19 protein-coding genes are annotated in these 18,747 nt (G+C 60.0%); 17 read left to right on the top strand and 2 right to left on the bottom strand.

Annotated elements, in window-relative coordinates:
• Positions 1-9: 9 nt before the first annotated feature.
• Together dnaN and dnaA are read right to left on the bottom strand one after the other, a co-directional pair.
• The gene (dnaN, locus tag IAE34_RS03430) at positions 10-1,113 is read right to left on the bottom strand and encodes a DNA polymerase III subunit beta (RefSeq protein WP_200137450.1); all 1,104 of its coding nucleotides are present in this window, start codon (positions 1,111-1,113) and stop codon (positions 10-12) included.
• A gap of 40 nt (positions 1,114-1,153) precedes the next feature.
• A complete protein-coding gene (dnaA, locus tag IAE34_RS03425; protein WP_200137449.1) occupies positions 1,154-2,677 on the bottom strand; it encodes a chromosomal replication initiator protein DnaA in 1,524 nt (507 codons plus the stop codon).
• A gap of 597 nt (positions 2,678-3,274) precedes the next feature.
• On the opposite strand from dnaA, the gene rpmH reads away from it, so the two are divergent.
• The 17 genes from rpmH (at position 3,275) to atpD (ending at position 18,729) form a co-directional block, all read left to right on the top strand.
• A complete protein-coding gene (gene rpmH, locus IAE34_RS03420) occupies positions 3,275-3,409 on the top strand; it encodes a 50S ribosomal protein L34 (RefSeq protein WP_003253163.1) in 135 nt (44 codons plus the stop codon).
• A gap of 13 nt (positions 3,410-3,422) precedes the next feature.
• Positions 3,423-3,827, top strand: a complete 405-nt coding sequence (gene rnpA, locus IAE34_RS03415) for a ribonuclease P protein component (RefSeq protein ID WP_200137663.1) — start codon at positions 3,423-3,425, stop codon at positions 3,825-3,827.
• The gene (gene yidD, locus IAE34_RS03410; RefSeq protein ID WP_200137448.1) at positions 3,820-4,065 is read left to right on the top strand and encodes a membrane protein insertion efficiency factor YidD; all 246 of its coding nucleotides are present in this window, start codon (positions 3,820-3,822) and stop codon (positions 4,063-4,065) included. The genes rnpA and yidD overlap by 8 nt, the downstream gene beginning before the upstream one ends.
• Before the next feature lie 2 nt (positions 4,066-4,067).
• Positions 4,068-5,753, top strand: a complete 1,686-nt coding sequence (gene yidC, locus IAE34_RS03405; RefSeq protein ID WP_200137447.1) for a membrane protein insertase YidC — start codon at positions 4,068-4,070, stop codon at positions 5,751-5,753.
• An 84-nt stretch (positions 5,754-5,837) separates the two neighbouring features.
• Entirely contained in the window at positions 5,838-7,208 is a 1,371-nt protein-coding gene (mnmE, locus tag IAE34_RS03400) for a tRNA uridine-5-carboxymethylaminomethyl(34) synthesis GTPase MnmE (RefSeq protein WP_200137446.1), read from the top strand.
• A 488-nt stretch (positions 7,209-7,696) separates the two neighbouring features.
• Complete coding sequence (mnmG, locus tag IAE34_RS03395) at positions 7,697-9,589, top strand: tRNA uridine-5-carboxymethylaminomethyl(34) synthesis enzyme MnmG (protein ID WP_200137445.1); 1,893 nt, start codon at positions 7,697-7,699, stop codon at positions 9,587-9,589.
• A complete protein-coding gene (rsmG, locus tag IAE34_RS03390) occupies positions 9,586-10,236 on the top strand; it encodes a 16S rRNA (guanine(527)-N(7))-methyltransferase RsmG (protein WP_200137444.1) in 651 nt (216 codons plus the stop codon). The genes mnmG and rsmG overlap by 4 nt, the downstream gene beginning before the upstream one ends.
• Positions 10,237-10,254: 18 nt before the next feature.
• Positions 10,255-11,046, top strand: a complete 792-nt coding sequence (locus tag IAE34_RS03385; RefSeq protein ID WP_200137443.1) for a ParA family protein — start codon at positions 10,255-10,257, stop codon at positions 11,044-11,046.
• A 9-nt stretch (positions 11,047-11,055) separates the two neighbouring features.
• Positions 11,056-11,928: a ParB/RepB/Spo0J family partition protein gene (locus IAE34_RS03380; RefSeq protein WP_200137442.1), complete on the top strand. Its 873-nt coding sequence runs from the start codon at positions 11,056-11,058 to the stop codon at positions 11,926-11,928.
• A gap of 149 nt (positions 11,929-12,077) precedes the next feature.
• Positions 12,078-12,485, top strand: a complete 408-nt coding sequence (locus IAE34_RS03375; RefSeq protein WP_200137441.1) for a F0F1 ATP synthase subunit I — start codon at positions 12,078-12,080, stop codon at positions 12,483-12,485.
• Between the two features lie 16 nt (positions 12,486-12,501).
• Complete coding sequence (atpB, locus tag IAE34_RS03370) at positions 12,502-13,371, top strand: F0F1 ATP synthase subunit A (RefSeq protein ID WP_200137440.1); 870 nt, start codon at positions 12,502-12,504, stop codon at positions 13,369-13,371.
• 143 nt (positions 13,372-13,514) lie between these two features.
• The gene (atpE, locus tag IAE34_RS03365; protein WP_003097235.1) at positions 13,515-13,772 is read left to right on the top strand and encodes a F0F1 ATP synthase subunit C; all 258 of its coding nucleotides are present in this window, start codon (positions 13,515-13,517) and stop codon (positions 13,770-13,772) included.
• Positions 13,773-13,829: 57 nt separating this feature from the next.
• Positions 13,830-14,300 carry a F0F1 ATP synthase subunit B gene (locus tag IAE34_RS03360; RefSeq protein WP_200137439.1) on the top strand — a complete coding sequence of 157 codons (471 nt, stop codon included), beginning with the start codon at positions 13,830-13,832 and terminating at the stop codon, positions 14,298-14,300.
• Positions 14,301-14,312: 12 nt separating this feature from the next.
• On the top strand, positions 14,313-14,849 hold the full coding sequence (locus IAE34_RS03355) for a F0F1 ATP synthase subunit delta (protein WP_200137438.1): 537 nt from the start codon (positions 14,313-14,315) through the stop codon (positions 14,847-14,849).
• Between the two features lie 21 nt (positions 14,850-14,870).
• The gene (atpA, locus tag IAE34_RS03350; RefSeq protein WP_200137437.1) at positions 14,871-16,415 is read left to right on the top strand and encodes a F0F1 ATP synthase subunit alpha; all 1,545 of its coding nucleotides are present in this window, start codon (positions 14,871-14,873) and stop codon (positions 16,413-16,415) included.
• Between the two features lie 49 nt (positions 16,416-16,464).
• The gene (atpG, locus tag IAE34_RS03345; protein WP_051096516.1) at positions 16,465-17,325 is read left to right on the top strand and encodes a F0F1 ATP synthase subunit gamma; all 861 of its coding nucleotides are present in this window, start codon (positions 16,465-16,467) and stop codon (positions 17,323-17,325) included.
• A 27-nt stretch (positions 17,326-17,352) separates the two neighbouring features.
• Positions 17,353-18,729: a F0F1 ATP synthase subunit beta gene (gene atpD, locus IAE34_RS03340; RefSeq protein WP_200137436.1), complete on the top strand. Its 1,377-nt coding sequence runs from the start codon at positions 17,353-17,355 to the stop codon at positions 18,727-18,729.
• The last annotated feature ends 18 nt before the right edge of the window (positions 18,730-18,747 follow it).

Genomic DNA, 18,747 nt, shown 5'->3' with positions numbered 1-18,747 from the left:
CTGCTACGGTTACAGACGCATCGGCATGACAACATAAGACGAGTCGTCATTGCCGGCTTCCTGAAGCAAGGCACTGCTATTGGAATCGGCCAAAATCAGGCGGACCTGCTCGGTGGTCATCACGCCCAGCACGTCGAGCAGATAGCTGACGTTGAAGCCAATCTCCAGGGACCCACCTTCGTAGTCGACGCTGATTTCCTCTTCAGCCTCTTCCTGCTCAGGGTTGTTCGCCTGAATCTTGAGTTGGCCAGAAGCCAGTTGCAGGCGAATGCCCCGGTACTTTTCGTTCGAAAGAATGGCGGTACGGCTGAACGCCTCACGCAAGGCCTGGCGATCGCCGATGACCAGCTTGTCGCCGCCTTTGGGCAATACACGCTCGTAGTCGGGGAACTTGCCATCCACCAGTTTCGAGGTGAAGGTGAACTCGCCAGTCGTGGCGCGAATGTGATGCTGGCCCAGTACGATGCTGACCATACCCTCTGGATCGGTGAGCAGACGTGCGAGTTCAAGGATACCTTTGCGCGGCACGATCACCTGGTGCCGATCTGCCTGACCGATGGACGCCTGCATGGCGCACAACGCCAGACGGTGGCCATCGGTGGCCACGGCTCGCAGAGTGTCGGTGGAGACTTCCAGCAGCATGCCGTTCAGGTAGTAGCGTACGTCCTGCTGGGCCATGGCGAAGCTGGTACGCTCGATCAAGCGACGCAGTTTGCTTTGCTCCAGGTTGCAGGTGAGTGAGCCTGGACCTTCTTCGACCGTGGGGAAGTCATTGGCGGGCAGGGTCGACAACGTGAAACGGCTGCGACCGGCCTTGACCAGCAACTTCTGTTCATCCAGCTTGATATCGATCAGCACATCGCCGGGCAGGCTTTTGCAGATGTCCATCAGCTTGCGCGCAGGTACGGTGATCTCGCCGGGTTCAGCGGGTTCTTCCAGTTGCACGCGGCCAACCAGTTCGACTTCCAGGTCGGTGCCGGTCAACGACAACTGCTGGCCTTGAACCACCAGCAGGACATTGGAGAGTACCGGCAAGGTCTGGCGGCGCTCGACGACGCCTGCGACCAGTTGCAGGGGTTTCAACAGGGCTTCGCGTTGAATGGTGAAATGCATGGTCTGATCCCTTGCCTTCAATAAGCTGCGCCGGCACCCATCAGGTGGTCAGCGTGCGCAGCAGGTTCTTGTAGTCCTCGCGGATGTCCGCATCGGATTCCTTGAGTTCGTTGATCTTGCGGCAAGCGTGCAGCACGGTGGTGTGGTCACGTCCGCCGAACATATCGCCGATTTCCGGCAGGCTATGGTTGGTCAGCTCTTTGGAGAGCGCCATCGCGACCTGGCGTGGACGGGCTACCGAGCGCGAGCGGCGCTTGGACAGCAGATCGGAGATCTTGATCTTGTAGTATTCGGCTACGGTGCGCTGAATGTTATCCACACTGACCAGCTTGTCCTGCAAAGCGAGCAGGTCCTTCAGCGATTCACGGATCAGCTCGATGGTGATGTCGCGCCCCATGAAGTGGGAGTGGGCGATCACACGCTTGAGCGCGCCTTCGAGTTCTCGAACGTTGGAGCGGATGCGCTGGGCGATGAAGAACGCGGCGTCATGGGGCAGTTCGACCTTGGCCTGATCGGCCTTCTTCATCAGGATCGCGACCCGCGTCTCCAGCTCGGGCGGCTCGACCGCCACCGTGAGGCCCCAACCGAAACGTGACTTCAGACGCTCTTCTAGGCCTTCGATCTCCTTCGGATAGCGGTCGCTGGTGAGAATGACCTGTTGACCTCCTTCCAGAAGTGCGTTGAAGGTGTGGAAAAACTCTTCTTGGGAGCGTTCCTTGCGCGCGAAGAACTGGATGTCGTCGATCAGCAGAGCATCCACCGAACGGTAGAAGCGCTTGAACTCGTTGATTGCATTCAACTGCAGCGCCTTGACCATGTCGGCGACGAAACGCTCGGAGTGCAGGTACACCACCTTGGCGTTCGGGTTCTTCTTGAGCAGGTGGTTACCCACAGCATGCATCAAGTGCGTTTTACCCAGGCCCACGCCCCCATAAAGGAAGAGCGGGTTGTAGCCATGCTTGGGGTTGTCGGCGACCTGCCAGGCGGCGGCGCGCGCCAACTGGTTCGACTTGCCCTCGACGAACGTCTCGAACGTGAAGGTACGGTTGAGGTAGCTGGTGTGCTTGAGTGCACCTTCCACCTGAACGGTGCGTTGTTCGGTACGAGCCGGAGGCGCTGGCGTGGCCACTGCTTCGGCCGGTTCGGCATAGGCGCTTTGAGCAGCGGGCAACTCGATTTCAGGAGTCGGTTCTGGCTCGGTGACAGCGGGCACCGAGGGAACCGGCGCTGGCGGCACAGGTTGGGACTGATGCTTGGCCAGGGACGCGGCCACCGCTGCACTGACCGGCGCGTTGGGAGCCGCACGGGGTGCCGAGCTGCGACGGCTGCCGATCAACAGAGAAAGCGCAGGCGCCAGACCACTGCCTTGCTCGCCCAACAATTCGAGCAGCCGCCCCAGGTACTTTTCATTGACCCAGTCGAGAACGAATCGGTTAGGCGCATAGACGCGCAACTCGTCGCCTTCGGCTTCGACCTGTAGCGGACGGATCCAGGTGTTGAATTGCTGGGCAGGCAGCTCATCGCGCAGAAGCTCCACGCACTGCTGCCAAAGTTCCACTGACACGGATATCCCCTGAGTTGAAAGCCGGATGAGGCAAAAACAAACCGCCATTGTACCGGTCAGGGCCGCAGTTATCCACATGTAGAAGCGGTTTGGCGCAGGTCGTTACGGACAATTCACGGCTGAAACGCCTTCAATTCAATCAATTGAGCCCTGTGGATAACCTCGCATGAGGGCTATGCACAACCCCTCCTCTAAGCCTGTGGATATTTCAGCTGTGGGTAAACAACCATTATATCCACAGCCTGTGCGCGGCTTCAGCACAGCCGCAGCACGTCTTTCAGACAGACTTTCAGTTTTCTGTACAGCCCATGGATAGAGGGCTACAGATGGTTATCCACAGAAAGCTGTCCACATAAGATCTATAAGTTCTTCAGAAAAGCTTTATATATGCCTTTCCTATTTTTCATAATGCCTGCCCATCTCGCTCGACTCGTCCCAATGGCTGACAGGCATCGACCTGATGAGTAGCCGGCACGACGAACGCGCTATAAGGAATGCTGGTTGGAAATTGACCTATTGCCTTGCTTTCTCTAGAATCGCCGGTCTCTTAAAAAGGGGGCCATCCCGGCCCGTCGTCGACAACCCAGGTAACACGCCATGAAACGTACTTTCCAACCAAGCACCATCAAGCGCGCGCGCACCCACGGTTTCCGTGCCCGTATGGCCACCAAGAACGGCCGCGCCGTCCTGTCGCGTCGTCGTGCCAAAGGCCGTAAGCGTCTGGCAATCTGATTTTCCGGCACAGGTGGTGAGTCAGGACTTCAGTCGGGAAAAGCGACTGCTTACACCCCGGCACTTCAAAGCAGTCTTCGACTCTCCGACCGGCAAGGTCCCAGGGAAAAACCTGCTTATCCTTGCCCGCGAGAACGGCCTGGATCACCCACGCCTCGGCTTGGTGATCGGCAAGAAGAGCGTCAAACTCGCCGTTCAGCGCAATCGCCTCAAACGCTTGATGCGCGACTCGTTCCGTCTGAACCAGAGCAGTCTGGCCGGGCTGGATATCGTGATCGTCGCGCGCAAGGGCCTGGGCGATGTGGAAAACCCGGAATTGCACCAACATTTCGGCAAGCTCTGGAAGCGCCTGGCTCGCGGTCGGCCCTCTCCAGCGGTACCTGCCGATGCCGAACGGATAGACAGACACGATGCGTAAACTGGCCCTCGTTCCGATCCAGTTCTACCGTTACGCCATTAGTCCTCTGATGGCCAGTCACTGCCGTTTCTATCCCAGTTGCTCCTGTTACGCCTATGAAGCCATTGAAACCCATGGCCTTCTGCGTGGTGGGTGGCTTGCCGTTCGTCGCCTGGGTCGCTGTCATCCATGGAACGACGGCGGTTTCGATCCCGTCCCGCCTGCGTCTTCCCCCCGAACTTCTTCGATAGCCGAGTAATCATGGATATTAAACGCAAGATCCTGATCGTCGCCCTGGCAATCGTGTCCTACGTGCTGGTCCTCAAGTGGAACCAGGACTACGGTCAGGCAGCCTTGCCGACTCAGCACACTGCTGCGAACAACGCTGCACCGGCGCTGCCGGACACCGTTGCCTCCAACAGCAGCACCGGCGCCAGCGCCGATGTGCCGAGCGCCAATGCCGACGCCAGCCCCGCTGAACCTGCGCCAGTCGCGGTCAGCAAGGACCTGATCCGGGTCAAGACCGATGTCCTGGACCTGGCTATCGACCCGGTCGGCGGCGATATCGTCCAGCTGACTCTGCCTAAATACCCCCGTCGTCAGGATCATCCGGACATCGCCTTCCAGCTGTTCGACAACGGCGGCGAGCGCACCTACCTGGCACAAAGCGGCCTGACCGGCACCAATGGTCCGGACGCACGCTCCAGCGGCCGGCCCCTGTATGCAGCCGAGCAGAAGAGCTATCAGTTGACCGATGGCCAGGATCAGCTGGTGGTCGACCTGAAGTTCAGCGACAACGGCGTCAACTACATCAAGCGCTTCAGCTTCAAGCGCGGTGAGTACGACCTGAACGTCAGCTACCTGATCGACAACCAGAGCGCCACGCCCTGGACTGGCAACATGTTCGCCCAGCTCAAGCGCGATGCCAGTTCCGATCCGTCTTCCAGCACCGCCACGGGTACTGCGACCTACTTGGGCGCTGCCCTGTGGACAAGTTCGGAGCCCTACAAGAAGGTGTCGATGAAGGACATCGACAAGGGCAGCTTGAAGGAAACGGTGTCTGGCGGTTGGGTCGCCTGGCTGCAGCACTACTTCGTGACGGCGTGGATTCCGGCCAAATCGGACAACAACGTCGTCCAGACCCGCAAGGACAGCCAGGGCAATTACATCATCGGCTACACCGGCCCGGCGCTGAACGTACCGGCCGGCGGCAAGGCCGAGACCAGCGCGATGCTTTATGCTGGTCCGAAGATCCAGTCCAAGCTCAAGGAGTTGTCCCCAGGCCTGGAACTGACCGTCGACTACGGCTTCCTGTGGTTCATCGCCCAGCCGATCTTCTGGCTGCTGCAACATATCCACAGCCTGCTGGGCAACTGGGGCTGGTCGATCATCGTGCTGACCATGCTCATCAAGGGCCTGTTCTTCCCGCTGTCGGCCGCCAGCTACCGTTCCATGGCACGTATGCGCGCCGTTTCGCCCAAGCTGGCCCAGTTGAAGGAACGCTTCGGCGACGATCGCCAGAAGATGTCCCAGGCGATGATGGAGCTGTACAAGAAAGAGAAGATCAATCCACTGGGCGGCTGCTTGCCGATCCTGGTGCAGATGCCGGTGTTCCTGGCCCTGTACTGGGTGCTGCTGGAAAGCGTCGAGATGCGCCAGGCCCCCTGGATGCTGTGGATCACCGACCTGTCGATCAAGGATCCGTTCTTCATCCTGCCGATCATCATGGGCGCGACCATGTTCATCCAGCAGCGTCTGAACCCGACTCCGCCAGATCCGATGCAGGCGAAGGTGATGAAAATGATGCCGATCATCTTCACCTTCTTCTTCCTCTGGTTCCCTGCGGGCCTGGTGCTGTACTGGGTTGTGAACAACTGCCTGTCGATCGCACAGCAGTGGTACATCACCCGCAGCATCCAGGCAGCCGCCAACAAGGCTGCCGCTTGACGGGCAAAGCCATTTGCCTGTGAATAAAACGCCCCCTCGTGGGGCGTTTTGCTATCCGACGAATTCGTTGCAGAGGTGCCGAGCATGAACCCAGTGCGTGAAACCATCGCGGCCATCGCTACCGCCCAAGGTCGTGGCGGCGTCGGCATCGTCCGCCTGTCCGGACCGATCGCCAGACAGGCTGGGGCTGCCATCACTGGCCGTAGCCTGACTGCCCGGCATGCCCATTACGGCCCGTTCCGCGATCAGGACGGCCTGGTGCTGGACGAAGGCATCGCGCTGTTCTTCCCGGGTCCGAATTCCTTCACCGGCGAAGATGTGCTCGAGCTGCAAGGTCATGGCGGGCCCGTGGTGATGGACATGTTGCTGCAGCGCTGTATCGAGCTGGGCTGTCGTCTGGCGCGTCCTGGAGAATTCAGCGAACGTGCGTTTCTCAACGACAAGCTCGATCTGGCCCAGGCCGAAGCCATCGCCGATCTGATCGAGGCCAGTTCCGCACAGGCGGCGCGCAATGCGCTGCGATCATTGCAGGGGGCCTTTTCCGAGCGTGTGCACAGCCTTACCGAGGCGCTGATCGCCTTGCGCATCTACGTCGAGGCCGCCATCGATTTTCCCGAGGAAGAAATCGACTTTCTCGCCGATGGCCATGTGCTGAAGATGCTCGAAGCGGTACAGGGCACGTTATCCACAGTGCAGCGAGAGGCCGGGCAGGGTGCCTTGCTGCGCGACGGCATGACCGTGGTGATCGCCGGTCGCCCCAACGCCGGCAAATCGAGCCTGCTCAACCAGCTGGCGGGTCGTGAGGCCGCGATCGTCACCGATATCGCCGGTACCACCCGGGACATTCTGCGCGAACATATCCACATCGACGGCATGCCGCTGCACGTGGTGGATACCGCAGGGTTGCGCGACACCGACGACCATGTGGAAAAGATTGGCGTTGAGCGGGCACTCAAGGCCATTGCCGAGGCCGACCGTGTGCTGCTCGTGGTGGATTCCACGTCGCCCGAGGCCAGCGATCCTTTCGCCTTGTGGCCGGAATTTCTCGATCACCGCCCCGACCCATCGAAAGTCACGCTCATCCGCAACAAGGCGGACCTCAGTGGTGAGCCGGTAGCACTGGTGGCCAGCGAAGACGGGCATGTCACCCTGACACTCAGCGCCAAGGGCGATGCGCACGGCCTTGAGTTGCTGCGCGACCACCTCAAGGCCTGCATGGGTTACGAACAGACCGCAGAGAGCAGCTTCAGCGCGCGTCGCAGGCACCTGGATGCCCTGCGGCATGCCAGTGAGCATCTGGCTCACGGCCATGCACAGCTCACCCTGGCAGGGGCCGGAGAGCTGCTGGCCGAGGATCTGCGACAGGCACAGCAGGCCTTGGGTGAAATCACCGGTGCGTTCAGCTCCGATGATCTGCTGGGGCGAATCTTCTCGAGCTTCTGCATCGGCAAGTAACGAGTCCGCAGGTTATCCAGCCGCTCACTTCAGAGCGGTTTTTTTTCGCCTGCGGAAAATCGGTTGCTGTCCATGGCGCTCCCCAAAACCCGGCTGTGGAAGATCGGAGCCCTGTGGAAAACCCTTCATGAGCCCCGTTGATAACAGCATGATTTTGACGTGCAAAATAGCCGATGTGGATAAATAGACATTTCATCCACAGGTCCAATGGCGTTATCCAGAACCCTCATGGGCCATTCTCTACAGGGTTCAAGATTGGCTAAAGCCTTGCCATCAAAGGGATACATCATCTTATGCACAGGCTGAGGCCTGCATAAGAATAAACATAAAAACAAAGCTTCTTTAATTTCTTCCTCTTCTATTTCTGTTATCTGCCACTCATCCACAGACTGGTCAAAATTTGCTCAACCGGTTTCATTAGGCAGGCTTGAACCCCTATACTTGTCTGCTTACCTTCTCTATTCGCAAAAACAGGCACGAGGTGCGTGGTGGATTTCCCTTCCCGTTTTGAAGTGATCGTCATCGGCGGCGGCCATGCCGGTACCGAGGCTGCGCTCGCGTCGGCACGCATGGGTGCGAAAACCCTGCTGCTGACCCACAACGTGGAAACCCTTGGCCACATGAGCTGCAACCCTGCCATCGGCGGTATCGGCAAGAGCCATCTGGTCAAGGAAATCGACGCCCTGGGCGGCGCCATGGCGCTGGCCACCGACCAGAGCGGTATCCAGTTCCGCATCCTGAACAACCGCAAGGGCCCGGCCGTTCGTGCGACCCGAGCGCAAGCGGATCGCGCCATCTACAAGGCAGTGGTGCGCGAGATCCTGGAAAACCAGCCCAACCTGTGGATATTCCAGCAGTCCTGCGACGACCTGATCGTAGAGCAGGACCAGGTCAAAGGCGTGGTCACGCAAATGGGCCTGCGTTTCTTCGCCGATGCGGTGGTACTCACCACCGGCACCTTCCTTGGCGGACTTATCCACATCGGTCTGCAGAATCATTCCGGTGGGCGTGCCGGTGATCCACCCTCCATCGCCCTGGCCCATCGCATGCGAGAACTGCCTTTGCGCGTGGGTCGCTTGAAAACGGGAACTCCGCCGCGCATCGACGGGCGTTCCGTGGACTTCTCGGTCATGACCGAGCAGCCCGGCGATACGCCGATTCCTGTCATGTCGTTCATGGGCAATGCTCAGATGCACCCGCGTCAGGTGAGCTGCTGGATCACCCACACCAATGCGCGCACCCATGACATCATCGCCTCGAACCTGGATCGCTCGCCCATGTACTCCGGAGTGATCGAAGGCGTCGGTCCGCGGTACTGTCCGTCCATCGAAGACAAGATTCATCGGTTCGCCGACAAGGAAAGCCACCAGGTGTTCATCGAGCCGGAAGGCCTGAATACCCACGAGCTTTACCCCAACGGTATTTCCACTTCGCTGCCGTTCGACGTCCAGCTCGAGCTGGTCCGCTCGATCCGCGGCATGGAGAACGCGCACATCGTGCGTCCGGGCTACGCCATCGAGTACGACTACTTCGATCCGCGCGACCTGAAGTACAGCCTGGAAACCAAGGTGATCGGCGGACTGTTCTTCGCGGGCCAGATCAACGGCACCACCGGTTACGAGGAGGCCGGCGCCCAAGGCCTGCTGGCCGGCACCAATGCCGCCTTGCGTGCCCAGGGTCGCGACAGCTGGTGCCCGCGACGTGATGAAGCCTACATCGGCGTGCTGGTCGACGACCTGATCACCCTGGGTACCCAGGAGCCGTACCGCATGTTCACCTCGCGCGCCGAGTACCGCCTGATCCTGCGCGAAGACAACGCCGACCTTCGCCTCACCGAAAAGGGGCGGGAGCTGGGTCTGATCGACGATGCGCGCTGGGCTGCGTTCAGCGCCAAGCGCGAAGGCATCGAGCGTGAGGAGCAACGTCTGAAGAGCACCTGGGTGCGTCCCGGTACGCCCCAGGGTCAAGCGGTTGTGGACAAGTTCGGCACACCGCTTGCGCACGAGTACAGCCTGCTCAATCTGCTGGCACGCCCGGAGATCGACTACGCCGGCCTGATCGAAGCCACCGGTGGCCAGGACATCGATCCACAGGTGGCCGAGCAAGTGGAGATCAAGACCAAGTACGCCGGTTACATCGACCGTCAGCAGGACGAGATCGCTCGCCTGCGCGCCAGCGAAGACACGCGCTTGCCTGTGGATATCGACTACACCGGAATTTCCGGGCTTTCCAAGGAGATCCAGGGCAAGCTTGGACAGACCCGACCTGAAACCTTGGGCCAGGCCTCACGCATCCCTGGTGTCACACCGGCTGCGATTTCCCTGCTGTTGATTCACCTGAAAAAGCGCGGCGCCGGCCGCGAATTGGAGCAAAGCGCTTGAGTTCACTGGTCACCCCGCAACACGCCGAAGAGTTGTCCACAGGCGCACGCCAGCTAGGCGTGAAGCTGTCTGCCCGGCATCAGGAGCAACTGCTGGCCTACCTGGCTTTGCTGATCAAGTGGAACAAGGCCTACAACCTGACCGCCGTCCGTGACCCGGATGAGATGGTTTCCAGGCATCTGCTCGACAGCCTCAGCGTCATGCCGTTTATCCACAGCGACCGGTCCCGCTGGCTGGATGTCGGCAGTGGCGGCGGCATGCCCGGCATTCCGCTGGCGATCCTGAACCCGCACAAGCAGGTGACCGTGCTGGACAGCAACGGCAAGAAAACCCGCTTCCTGACCCAGGTGAAGATGGAGCTCAAGCTGGATAACCTGAACGTTATCCACAGCCGCGTGGAGGAGGTGCAGCCTGAGCGCCCGTTCTGCGGAATCATCTCCCGAGCCTTCAGCAGTATGGAGAATTTCACCAACTGGACTCGCCACCTTGGCGACACCCAGACTCAATGGCTTGCAATGAAAGGGCTGCATCCTGCGGATGAACTGGTAGCATTGCCGGCAGACTTCACAGTGGAAAGCGAGCAGGCCCTGACCGTTCCAGGTTGCCAGGGCCAGCGCCATCTGCTGATACTGCGCCGCAAGGCTTGACTGGGAACACACGCAACAATGGCTAAGGTATTCGCGATCGCGAACCAGAAGGGTGGTGTCGGCAAGACCACCACCTGCATCAATCTCGCCGCCTCATTGGCCGCGACCAAGCGCCGTGTGCTGCTGATCGACCTCGATCCACAGGGCAACGCCACCATGGGCAGCGGTGTGGACAAGCACGAGCTCGAGCATTCGGTGTACGACCTGCTGATCGGTGAATGCGATCTGGCCCAGGCCATGCAGTACTCCGAGCATGGGGCTTACCAGCTGCTGCCGGCCAACCGTGACCTGACGGCGGCCGAAGTGGTGCTGCTGGAAATGCAGATGAAGGAAAGTCGCCTGCGCAACGCGCTGGCGCCGATTCGCGACAACTACGATTTCATCCTCATCGACTGCCCACCGTCGCTGTCGATGCTGACGCTCAACGCACTGGTGGCCTCCGACGGGGTGATCATCCCCATGCAGTGCGAGTACTACGCACTGGAAGGTCTGAGCGACCTTGTGGATAACATCAAACGGATCGCCGCGCGCCTGAATCCTCAGCTGAAGATCGAGGGCCTGCTGCGCACCATGTACGACCCGCGACTGAGCCTGAACAACGATGTCTCGGCGCAGCTCAAGGAGCACTTCGGCGACCAGTTGTACGATACCGTCATTCCGCGCAACATCCGCCTGGCCGAGGCGCCGAGCTTCGGCATGCCCGCCCTGGCCTACGACAAGCAGTCGCGTGGCGCGCTCGCCTATCTGGCCCTGGCCGGCGAGCTGGTGCGCCGTCAGCGCCGTCAAACCCGCACTGCACAGACAACTTAAGGAATCCGCATGGCCATCAAGAAACGCGGTCTCGGACGTGGGTTGGATGCACTGCTCAGTGGTCCATCCGTCAGCGCGCTCGAAGAGCAGGCGGTCAAGATCGACCAGAACGAGCTGCAGCGCCTGCCGGTCGAGCTGATCCAGCGCGGCAAGTACCAGCCGCGCCGTGACATGGACCCCGAGGCGCTGGAGGAACTGGCGCACTCGATCCGCAGCCATGGCGTCATGCAGCCGATCGTGGTGCGACCTATCGGTGAAGGGCGCTACGAGATCATCGCCGGTGAGCGGCGCTGGCGCGCGACCCAGCAGGCCGGCCTGGACAGCATCCCGGCCATGGTGCGCGAAGTGCCCGACGAAGCGGCCATCGCCATGGCGCTGATCGAGAACATCCAGCGCGAGGACCTCAATCCGTTGGAGGAAGCCCTGGCACTTCAGCGGCTGCAACAGGAATTCGAGCTGACCCAGCAACAGGTGGCCGATGCCGTGGGCAAATCGCGGGTCACCGTGGCCAACCTGCTGCGCCTGATCACCCTGCCCGAAGCGATCAAGACCATGCTCGCCCATGGCGATCTGGAAATGGGCCATGCCCGTGCACTGCTCGGTCTGCCGGACGATCGTCAGGAAGAAGGGGCGCGACATGTTGTCGCACGAGGCCTCACCGTGCGCCAAACCGAGGCACTCGTTCGTCAGTGGCTGAGCGGTAAACCTGAGCCGGTACAATCAGATAAATCTGATCCGGACATCGCCCGCCTGGAGCAGCGCCTGGCCGAGCGTCTGGGCTCTGCGGTGCAGATCCGCCATGGCAACAAGGGCAAGGGCCAGTTGGTCATCCGCTACAACTCGCTCGACGAGCTTCAGGGCGTACTTGCCCACATCCGCTGAAACAATTCCCGTTGTAGCGCGCAGTCGGAAATCACTACCCGATAGTTGAATAGGGGGGCATCCACCCCTATACTCTGCGCGCATTTTGTCGGCACAAATTATGCCAAGTCGCAGCTGACGCGGCGGTCGACTTTCGAGGAGCAGTAACGATGGAAATCCGCACGCCAAACCGCCTGCCTTTCCATCGCTGGGCAGTTTTCCCGGTATTGCTGGCTCAATTTGGGGTGGTATTGCTGGCAACCCTGGTGTTGTGGCAATGGCAGGGCAAGGTCAGCGGTTATTCAGGCTTGTGTGGAGGCCTGATCGGCTGGCTGCCCAACGTGTATTTCGCCTGGAAGGCTTTTCGCTTCAGCGGAGCCCGAGCGGCGCCGGCCATCGTCAAGTCGTTCTACGCAGGCGAGGCAGGCAAATTGATTTTGACGGCAGTGCTGTTCGCACTGACCTTTGCAGGAGTGAAGCCACTGGCGCCGTTAGCAGTATTCGGCGTCTTCCTGCTGACCTTGATGGTCAGCTGGTTTGCGCCACTGCTGATGAATACAAGACTTTCGAGACCTTAGGGCGTTTGAGGCAACCATGGCAGCAGAAACCGCTTCGGGCTATATCCAGCACCACTTGCAGAACCTGACCTACGGTCAACTACCAGACGGCAGCTGGGGCTTCGCCCATTCGGCTGCAGAAGCCAAGGCGATGGGCTTCTGGGCGTTCCACCTGGACACGCTGGGTTGGTCCGTGGCCCTGGGTCTGATCTTCCTGTTCATTTTCCGCATGGCGGCCAAGAAGGCGACCTCCGGTCAGCCGGGCGCGCTGCAGAACTTCGTCGAAGTGCTGGTGGACTTCGTCCACGGCAGCGTGAAGGACTCCTTCCACGGCCGCAGCGCGGTGATCGCGCCGCTGGCGCTGACCATCTTCGTCTGGGTGTTCCTGATGAACGCCATCGACCTGGTACCGGTCGACTGGATTCCGCGATTGGCCGTCTGGATCTCGGGTGATCCGCACATTCCGTTCCGCGCCGTCTCGACCACCGACCCGAACGCGACCCTGGCCATGGCCTTCTGCGTGTTCGCGCTGATCATCTTCTACAGCATCAAGATCAAGGGCTTCGGCGGTTTCATCGGCGAGCTGACCCTGCACCCGTTCGGCAGCAAGAACATCTTCCTGCAGATCCTGCTGATCCCGGTGAACTTCCTGCTCGAATTCGTCACCCTGATCGCCAAACCGATCTCACTGGCACTGCGTCTGTTCGGCAACATGTACGCCGGCGAGCTGGTGTTCATCCTGATCGCCGTGATGTTCGGCGCCGGCATCCTCTGGCTCAGCGGCCTGGGTATCGTGCTGCAGTGGGCGTGGGCCGTGTTCCACATCCTGATCATCACCCTGCAAGCGTTCATCTTCATGATGCTCACCATCGTCTACCTGTCGATGGCTCACGAAGATAACCATTAAGACCGCCTGGCGTGTCTGATAGCCTTGCCCGCCGGTTGCGGGGCAGGGCTGAAAAAGTCCGCAAGGGCCGTTGTTTCAACGATTTGTTTTACCGCTTCAATCTAAAAAACCTAACCAATACGACGTAAAAGTCGGGAGGAAAGATGGAAACTGTAGTTGGTCTGACCGCTATCGCTGTTGCTCTGCTGATCGGCCTGGGTGCTCTGGGTACCGCCATTGGTTTCGGCCTGCTGGGCGGCAAATTCCTGGAAGGCGCTGCGCGTCAGCCTGAAATGGTTCCGATGCTGCAGGTCAAGATGTTCATCGTTGCCGGTCTGCTCGACGCCGTCACCATGATCGGTGTTGGTATCGCTCTGTTCTTCACCTTCGCGAACCCCTTCGTTGGTCAGATCGCCGGCTGATCACTCGTACCCACGAGTTGATTGGTGTGATGGACAAAGACCGAGCGAGGTGTTGGCGTGAACATTAATGCAACCCTGATTGGCCAATCCGTTGCTTTTCTGATTTTTGTGCTGTTCTGCATGAAGTACGTATGGCCTCCGGTCATCACTGCTCTGCACGATCGCCAGAAGAAGATTGCAGACGGCTTGGACGCTGCCAACCGCGCAGCTCGCGACCTGGAGCTGGCCCAAGAGAAAGCGGGTCAGCAACTGCGTGAAGCGAAAGCACAGGCAGCCGAAATCATTGAGCAAAGCAAGAAGCGCGCTGCTCAGCTTGTCGAGGAAGCCCGTGATCAGGCCCGCGTCGAAGCTGACCGTGTGAAAGCTCAGGCTCAGGCCGAGATCGAACAGGAACTGAACAGCGTCAAAGACGCCCTGCGTGCCCAAGTGGGTGCCCTGGCCGTTGGCGGTGCTGAAAAGATCCTTGGCGCCACAATCGATCAAAACGCGCATGCGGAGCTGGTTAACAAACTGGCCGCTGAAATTTAAGCGAGGGCGATCATGGCAGAACTGACCACGTTGGCCCGACCTTACGCTAAGGCAGCTTTCGAGCACGCCCAGGCCCAGCAGCAACTGGCCAATTGGTCAGCCATGCTCGGCCTGGCTGCTGCGGTGTCGCAGGACGGCACCATGCAGCGCCTGCTCAAGGCCCCGCAACTGACTAGCGCAGACAAGGCCGCCGCATTCATCGAAGTGTGCGGTGACAAGTTCGATGCACAGGCACAGAATTTCATTCATGTCGCCGCGGAAAACGACCGTCTCCTGCTTCTGCCGGAGATTGCCGAGCTGTTCGATCTGTACAAGGCCGAGCAGGAAAAATCCGTGGACGTGGAAGTCACCAGTGCTTTTGCGTTGAACCAAGAACAGCAAGACAAACTCGCCAAGGTTCTCAGTGCACGGCTCAGCCGGGAAGTGCGCCTGCACGCGTCGGAGGATGCCAGCCTGATCGGCGGCGTCGTCATCCGCGCCGGCGACCTGGTAATCGATGGCTCTGTTCGCGGCAAGATCGCGAAACTGGCCGAAGCATTGAAATCTTGAGTTTGAAGGGGCAGCAGAGCAATGCAGCAACTCAATCCTTCCGAAATTAGTGAAATCATCAAGGGTCGCATCGAGAAGCTCGATGTCGGCTCCCAAGCCCGCAACGAAGGTACCGTCGTCAGCGTTTCCGACGGTATCGTGCGTATTCACGGTCTGGCCGACGTCATGTACGGCGAAATGATCGAGTTCCCGGGCGGCGTCTACGGTATGGCACTGAACCTGGAGCAAGACTCCGTGGGTGCGGTGGTACTGGGCGCTTACACCTCGCTCGCCGAAGGCATGTCCGCCAAGTGCACCGGCCGCATCCTGGAAGTTCCTGTCGGTAAGGAACTGCTGGGCCGCGTCGTCGACGCCCTGGGCAACCCGATCGATGGCAAGGGTCCGCTGAACAACACCGAGACCGACGCGGTCGAGAAAGTTGCTCCAGGCGTGATCTGGCGTAAGTCGGTCGACCAGCCCGTGCAGACTGGCTACAAGTCGGTCGATGCCATGATCCCGGTTGGCCGTGGCCAGCGCGAGCTGATCATCGGTGACCGTCAGATCGGCAAGACCGCCATGGCGGTCGACGCGATCATCAACCAGAAAAACAGCGGCATCTTCTGCGTCTACGTGGCCGTCGGCCAGAAGCAGTCGACCATCGCCAACGTCGTGCGCAAGCTCGAGGAAGCCGGTGCCCTGGCCAACACCATCGTGGTTGCCGCCAGTGCCTCGGAATCGGCCGCACTGCAGTTCCTGGCGCCTTACGCCGGCTGCACCATGGGCGAATTCTTCCGCGACCGCGGTGAAGACGCGCTGATCGTCTACGATGACCTGTCCAAGCAGGCCGTTGCCTACCGTCAGATCTCCCTGCTGCTGCGCCGTCCACCAGGACGTGAAGCGTATCCAGGCGACGTGTTCTATCTCCACTCCCGTCTGCTGGAGCGTGCTTCGCGCGTTTCGGAAGAGTACGTCGAGAAGTTCACCAATGGTGCAGTCACCGGCAAGACCGGCTCGCTGACCGCTCTGCCGATCATCGAAACCCAGGCGGGCGACGTTTCCGCGTTCGTTCCGACCAACGTGATTTCCATCACCGACGGTCAGATCTTCCTGGAATCGGCCATGTTCAACTCGGGCATCCGCCCAGCGGTGAACGCCGGTGTTTCGGTATCCCGTGTCGGTGGTGCCGCTCAGACCAAGATCATCAAGAAACTGTCCGGTGGTATCCGTACCGCACTGGCTCAGTACCGTGAACTGGCGGCATTCGCCCAGTTCGCTTCGGATCTGGACGAGGCGACCCGCAAGCAGCTGGAGCATGGTCAGCGCGTTACCGAGCTGATGAAGCAGAAGCAGTACGCGCCGATGTCGATCGCCGACATGGCCCTGTCGCTGTACGCCGCTGAGCGTGGTTTCCTGACCGACGTAGAAGTCTCCAAGGTGGGCAGCTTCGAGCAAGCGCTGATCGCCTACTTCCACCGCGATCACGCCGAGCTGTTGGCCAAGATCAACGTGAAAGGTGACTTCAACGACGAAATCGACGCGGGCATGAAAGCCGGCATCGAGAAGTTCAAGGCCACCCAGACCTGGTAAGCCGCAGCGGGGGCTCGATGCCCCCGCTTGCTAACCTGATAGGTGATACATGGCAGGCGCAAAAGAGATTCGCAGTAAGATTGCGAGCATCAAAAGCACGCAAAAAATTACCAGCGCCATGGAGAAAGTGGCGGTCAGCAAGATGCGCAAGGCACAACTGCGCATGGCTGCTAGCCGTCCTTACGCGGAGCGTATCCGCCAGGTGATCGGTCATCTGGCCAACGCCAACCCCGAGTACCGCCACCCGTTCATGATCGAGCGCCCTGTGAAGCGCGCCGGTTATATCGTGGTGAGCAGTGACCGTGGTCTGTGCGGTGGCTTGAACACCAACCTGTTCAAGGCCCTGGTCAAGGACATGAACGAAAACCGCGAACAGGGCGTGGAAATCGACCTGTGCGTGATCGGCAGCAAGGGTGCGACCTTCTTCCGCATCTTTGGCGGCAACGTCGTAGCCGCGATCAGCCACCTGGGCGAAGAGCCATCGATCAACGATCTGATCGGCTCCGTCAAGGTGATGCTGGACGCCTACCTCGACGGCCGCATCGATCGCCTTTCGGTGGTTTCGAACAAGTTCATCAACACCATGACCCAGAAACCGACGGTCGAGCAATTGGTACCGTTGGTGGCAACCCCGGATCAGGAACTCAAGCACCACTGGGACTACCTGTACGAACCCGACGCAAAAGAGCTGCTCGACGGCTTGATGGTGCGTTACGTGGAGTCGCAGGTGTACCAGGCGGTGGTCGAGAACAACGCTGCTGAGCAAGCGGCCCGGATGATCGCCATGAAGAACGCCACAGACAACGCCGGTGACCTGATCAGCGAACTCCAGCTGATCTACAACAAGGCGCGTCAGGCTGCGATCACCCAGGAGATCTCGGAAATCGTCGGCGGCGCTGCCGCGGTTTAACGGTTCACATATTCAGAGGATCCAGCTATGAGTAGCGGACGTATCGTTCAAATCATCGGCGCCGTCATCGACGTGGAATTCCCACGTGACGTCGTGCCGAGTGTTTACAACGCGCTGAAAGTTCAAGGCGCAGAAACCACCCTGGAAGTTCAGCAGCAGCTGGGCGACGGCGTGGTGCGTACCATTGCGATGGGCTCGACCGAAGGCCTGAAGCGCGGTCTGGACGTCGTCGATACCGGCGCGGCCATCTCCGTGCCCGTCGGCAAGGCGACCCTGGGCCGTATCATGGACGTCCTGGGCAACCCCATCGACGAAGCCGGTCCGATCGGCGAAGAAGAGCGTCGCGGTATCCACCAGCCAGCACCTTCGTTCGCTGACCAGGCAGGCGGCAACGACCTGCTGGAAACCGGCATCAAGGTCATCGACCTGGTCTGCCCGTTCGCCAAGGGTGGTAAGGTCGGTCTGTTCGGTGGTGCCGGTGTTGGCAAGACCGTCAACATGATGGAACTGATCCGTAACATCGCCATCGAGCACAGCGGTTATTCCGTGTTCGCCGGTGTGGGTGAGCGTACTCGTGAGGGTAACGACTTCTACCACGAGATGAAGGACTCCAACGTTCTCGACAAGGTAGCGCTGGTCTACGGTCAGATGAACGAGCCACCAGGAAACCGTCTGCGCGTGGCGCTGACCGGCCTGACCATGGCCGAGAAGTTCCGTGACGAAGGTAACGACGTTCTGCTGTTCGTCGACAACATCTATCGTTACACCCTGGCCGGTACCGAAGTGTCCGCACTGCTGGGCCGTATGCCTTCGGCCGTAGGTTACCAGCCGACCCTGGCTGAAGAGATGGGCGTTCTGCAAGAGCGCATCACCTCCACCAAGGAAGGCTCGATCACCTCGATCCAGGCCGTCTACGTACCTGCGGACGACTTGACCGACCCGTCGCCAGCCACCACCTTCGCCCACCTGGACGCCACCGTCGTTCTGTCCCGTGACATCGCATCCCTGGGTATCTACCCGGCGGTCGATCCACTGGACTCGACTTCGCGCCAGCTGGATCCGAACGTGATCGGCACCGAGCACTACGAAACTGCCCGTCAGGTCCAGTACGTTCTGCAGCGCTACAAAGAGCTGAAGGACATCATCGCGATCCTGGGCATGGACGAGCTGTCCGAGACCGACAAGCAACTGGTAGCCCGCGCTCGTAAGATCCAGCGCTTCCTGTCGCAGCCGTTCTTCGTGGCCGAGGTCTTCACCGGCGCGCCAGGCAAGTACGTTTCGCTCAAGGACACCATCGCTGGCTTCAGCGGTATCCTCAAAGGTGACTACGACCACCTGCCAGAACAAGCGTTCTACATGGTCGGCAGCATCGACGAAGCGATCGAGAAAGCCAAGAAACTGTAATCCCGGCGCCCCGCAAGG

Source organism: Pseudomonas sp. S30, from assembly GCF_016518545.1.
In the GTDB taxonomy this organism is placed as follows: Bacteria; Pseudomonadota; Gammaproteobacteria; order Pseudomonadales; family Pseudomonadaceae; genus Aquipseudomonas.
The sequence above is the reverse complement of the archived record's forward strand: the minus strand, read 5'-3'. Positions and strand labels throughout refer to the sequence as shown.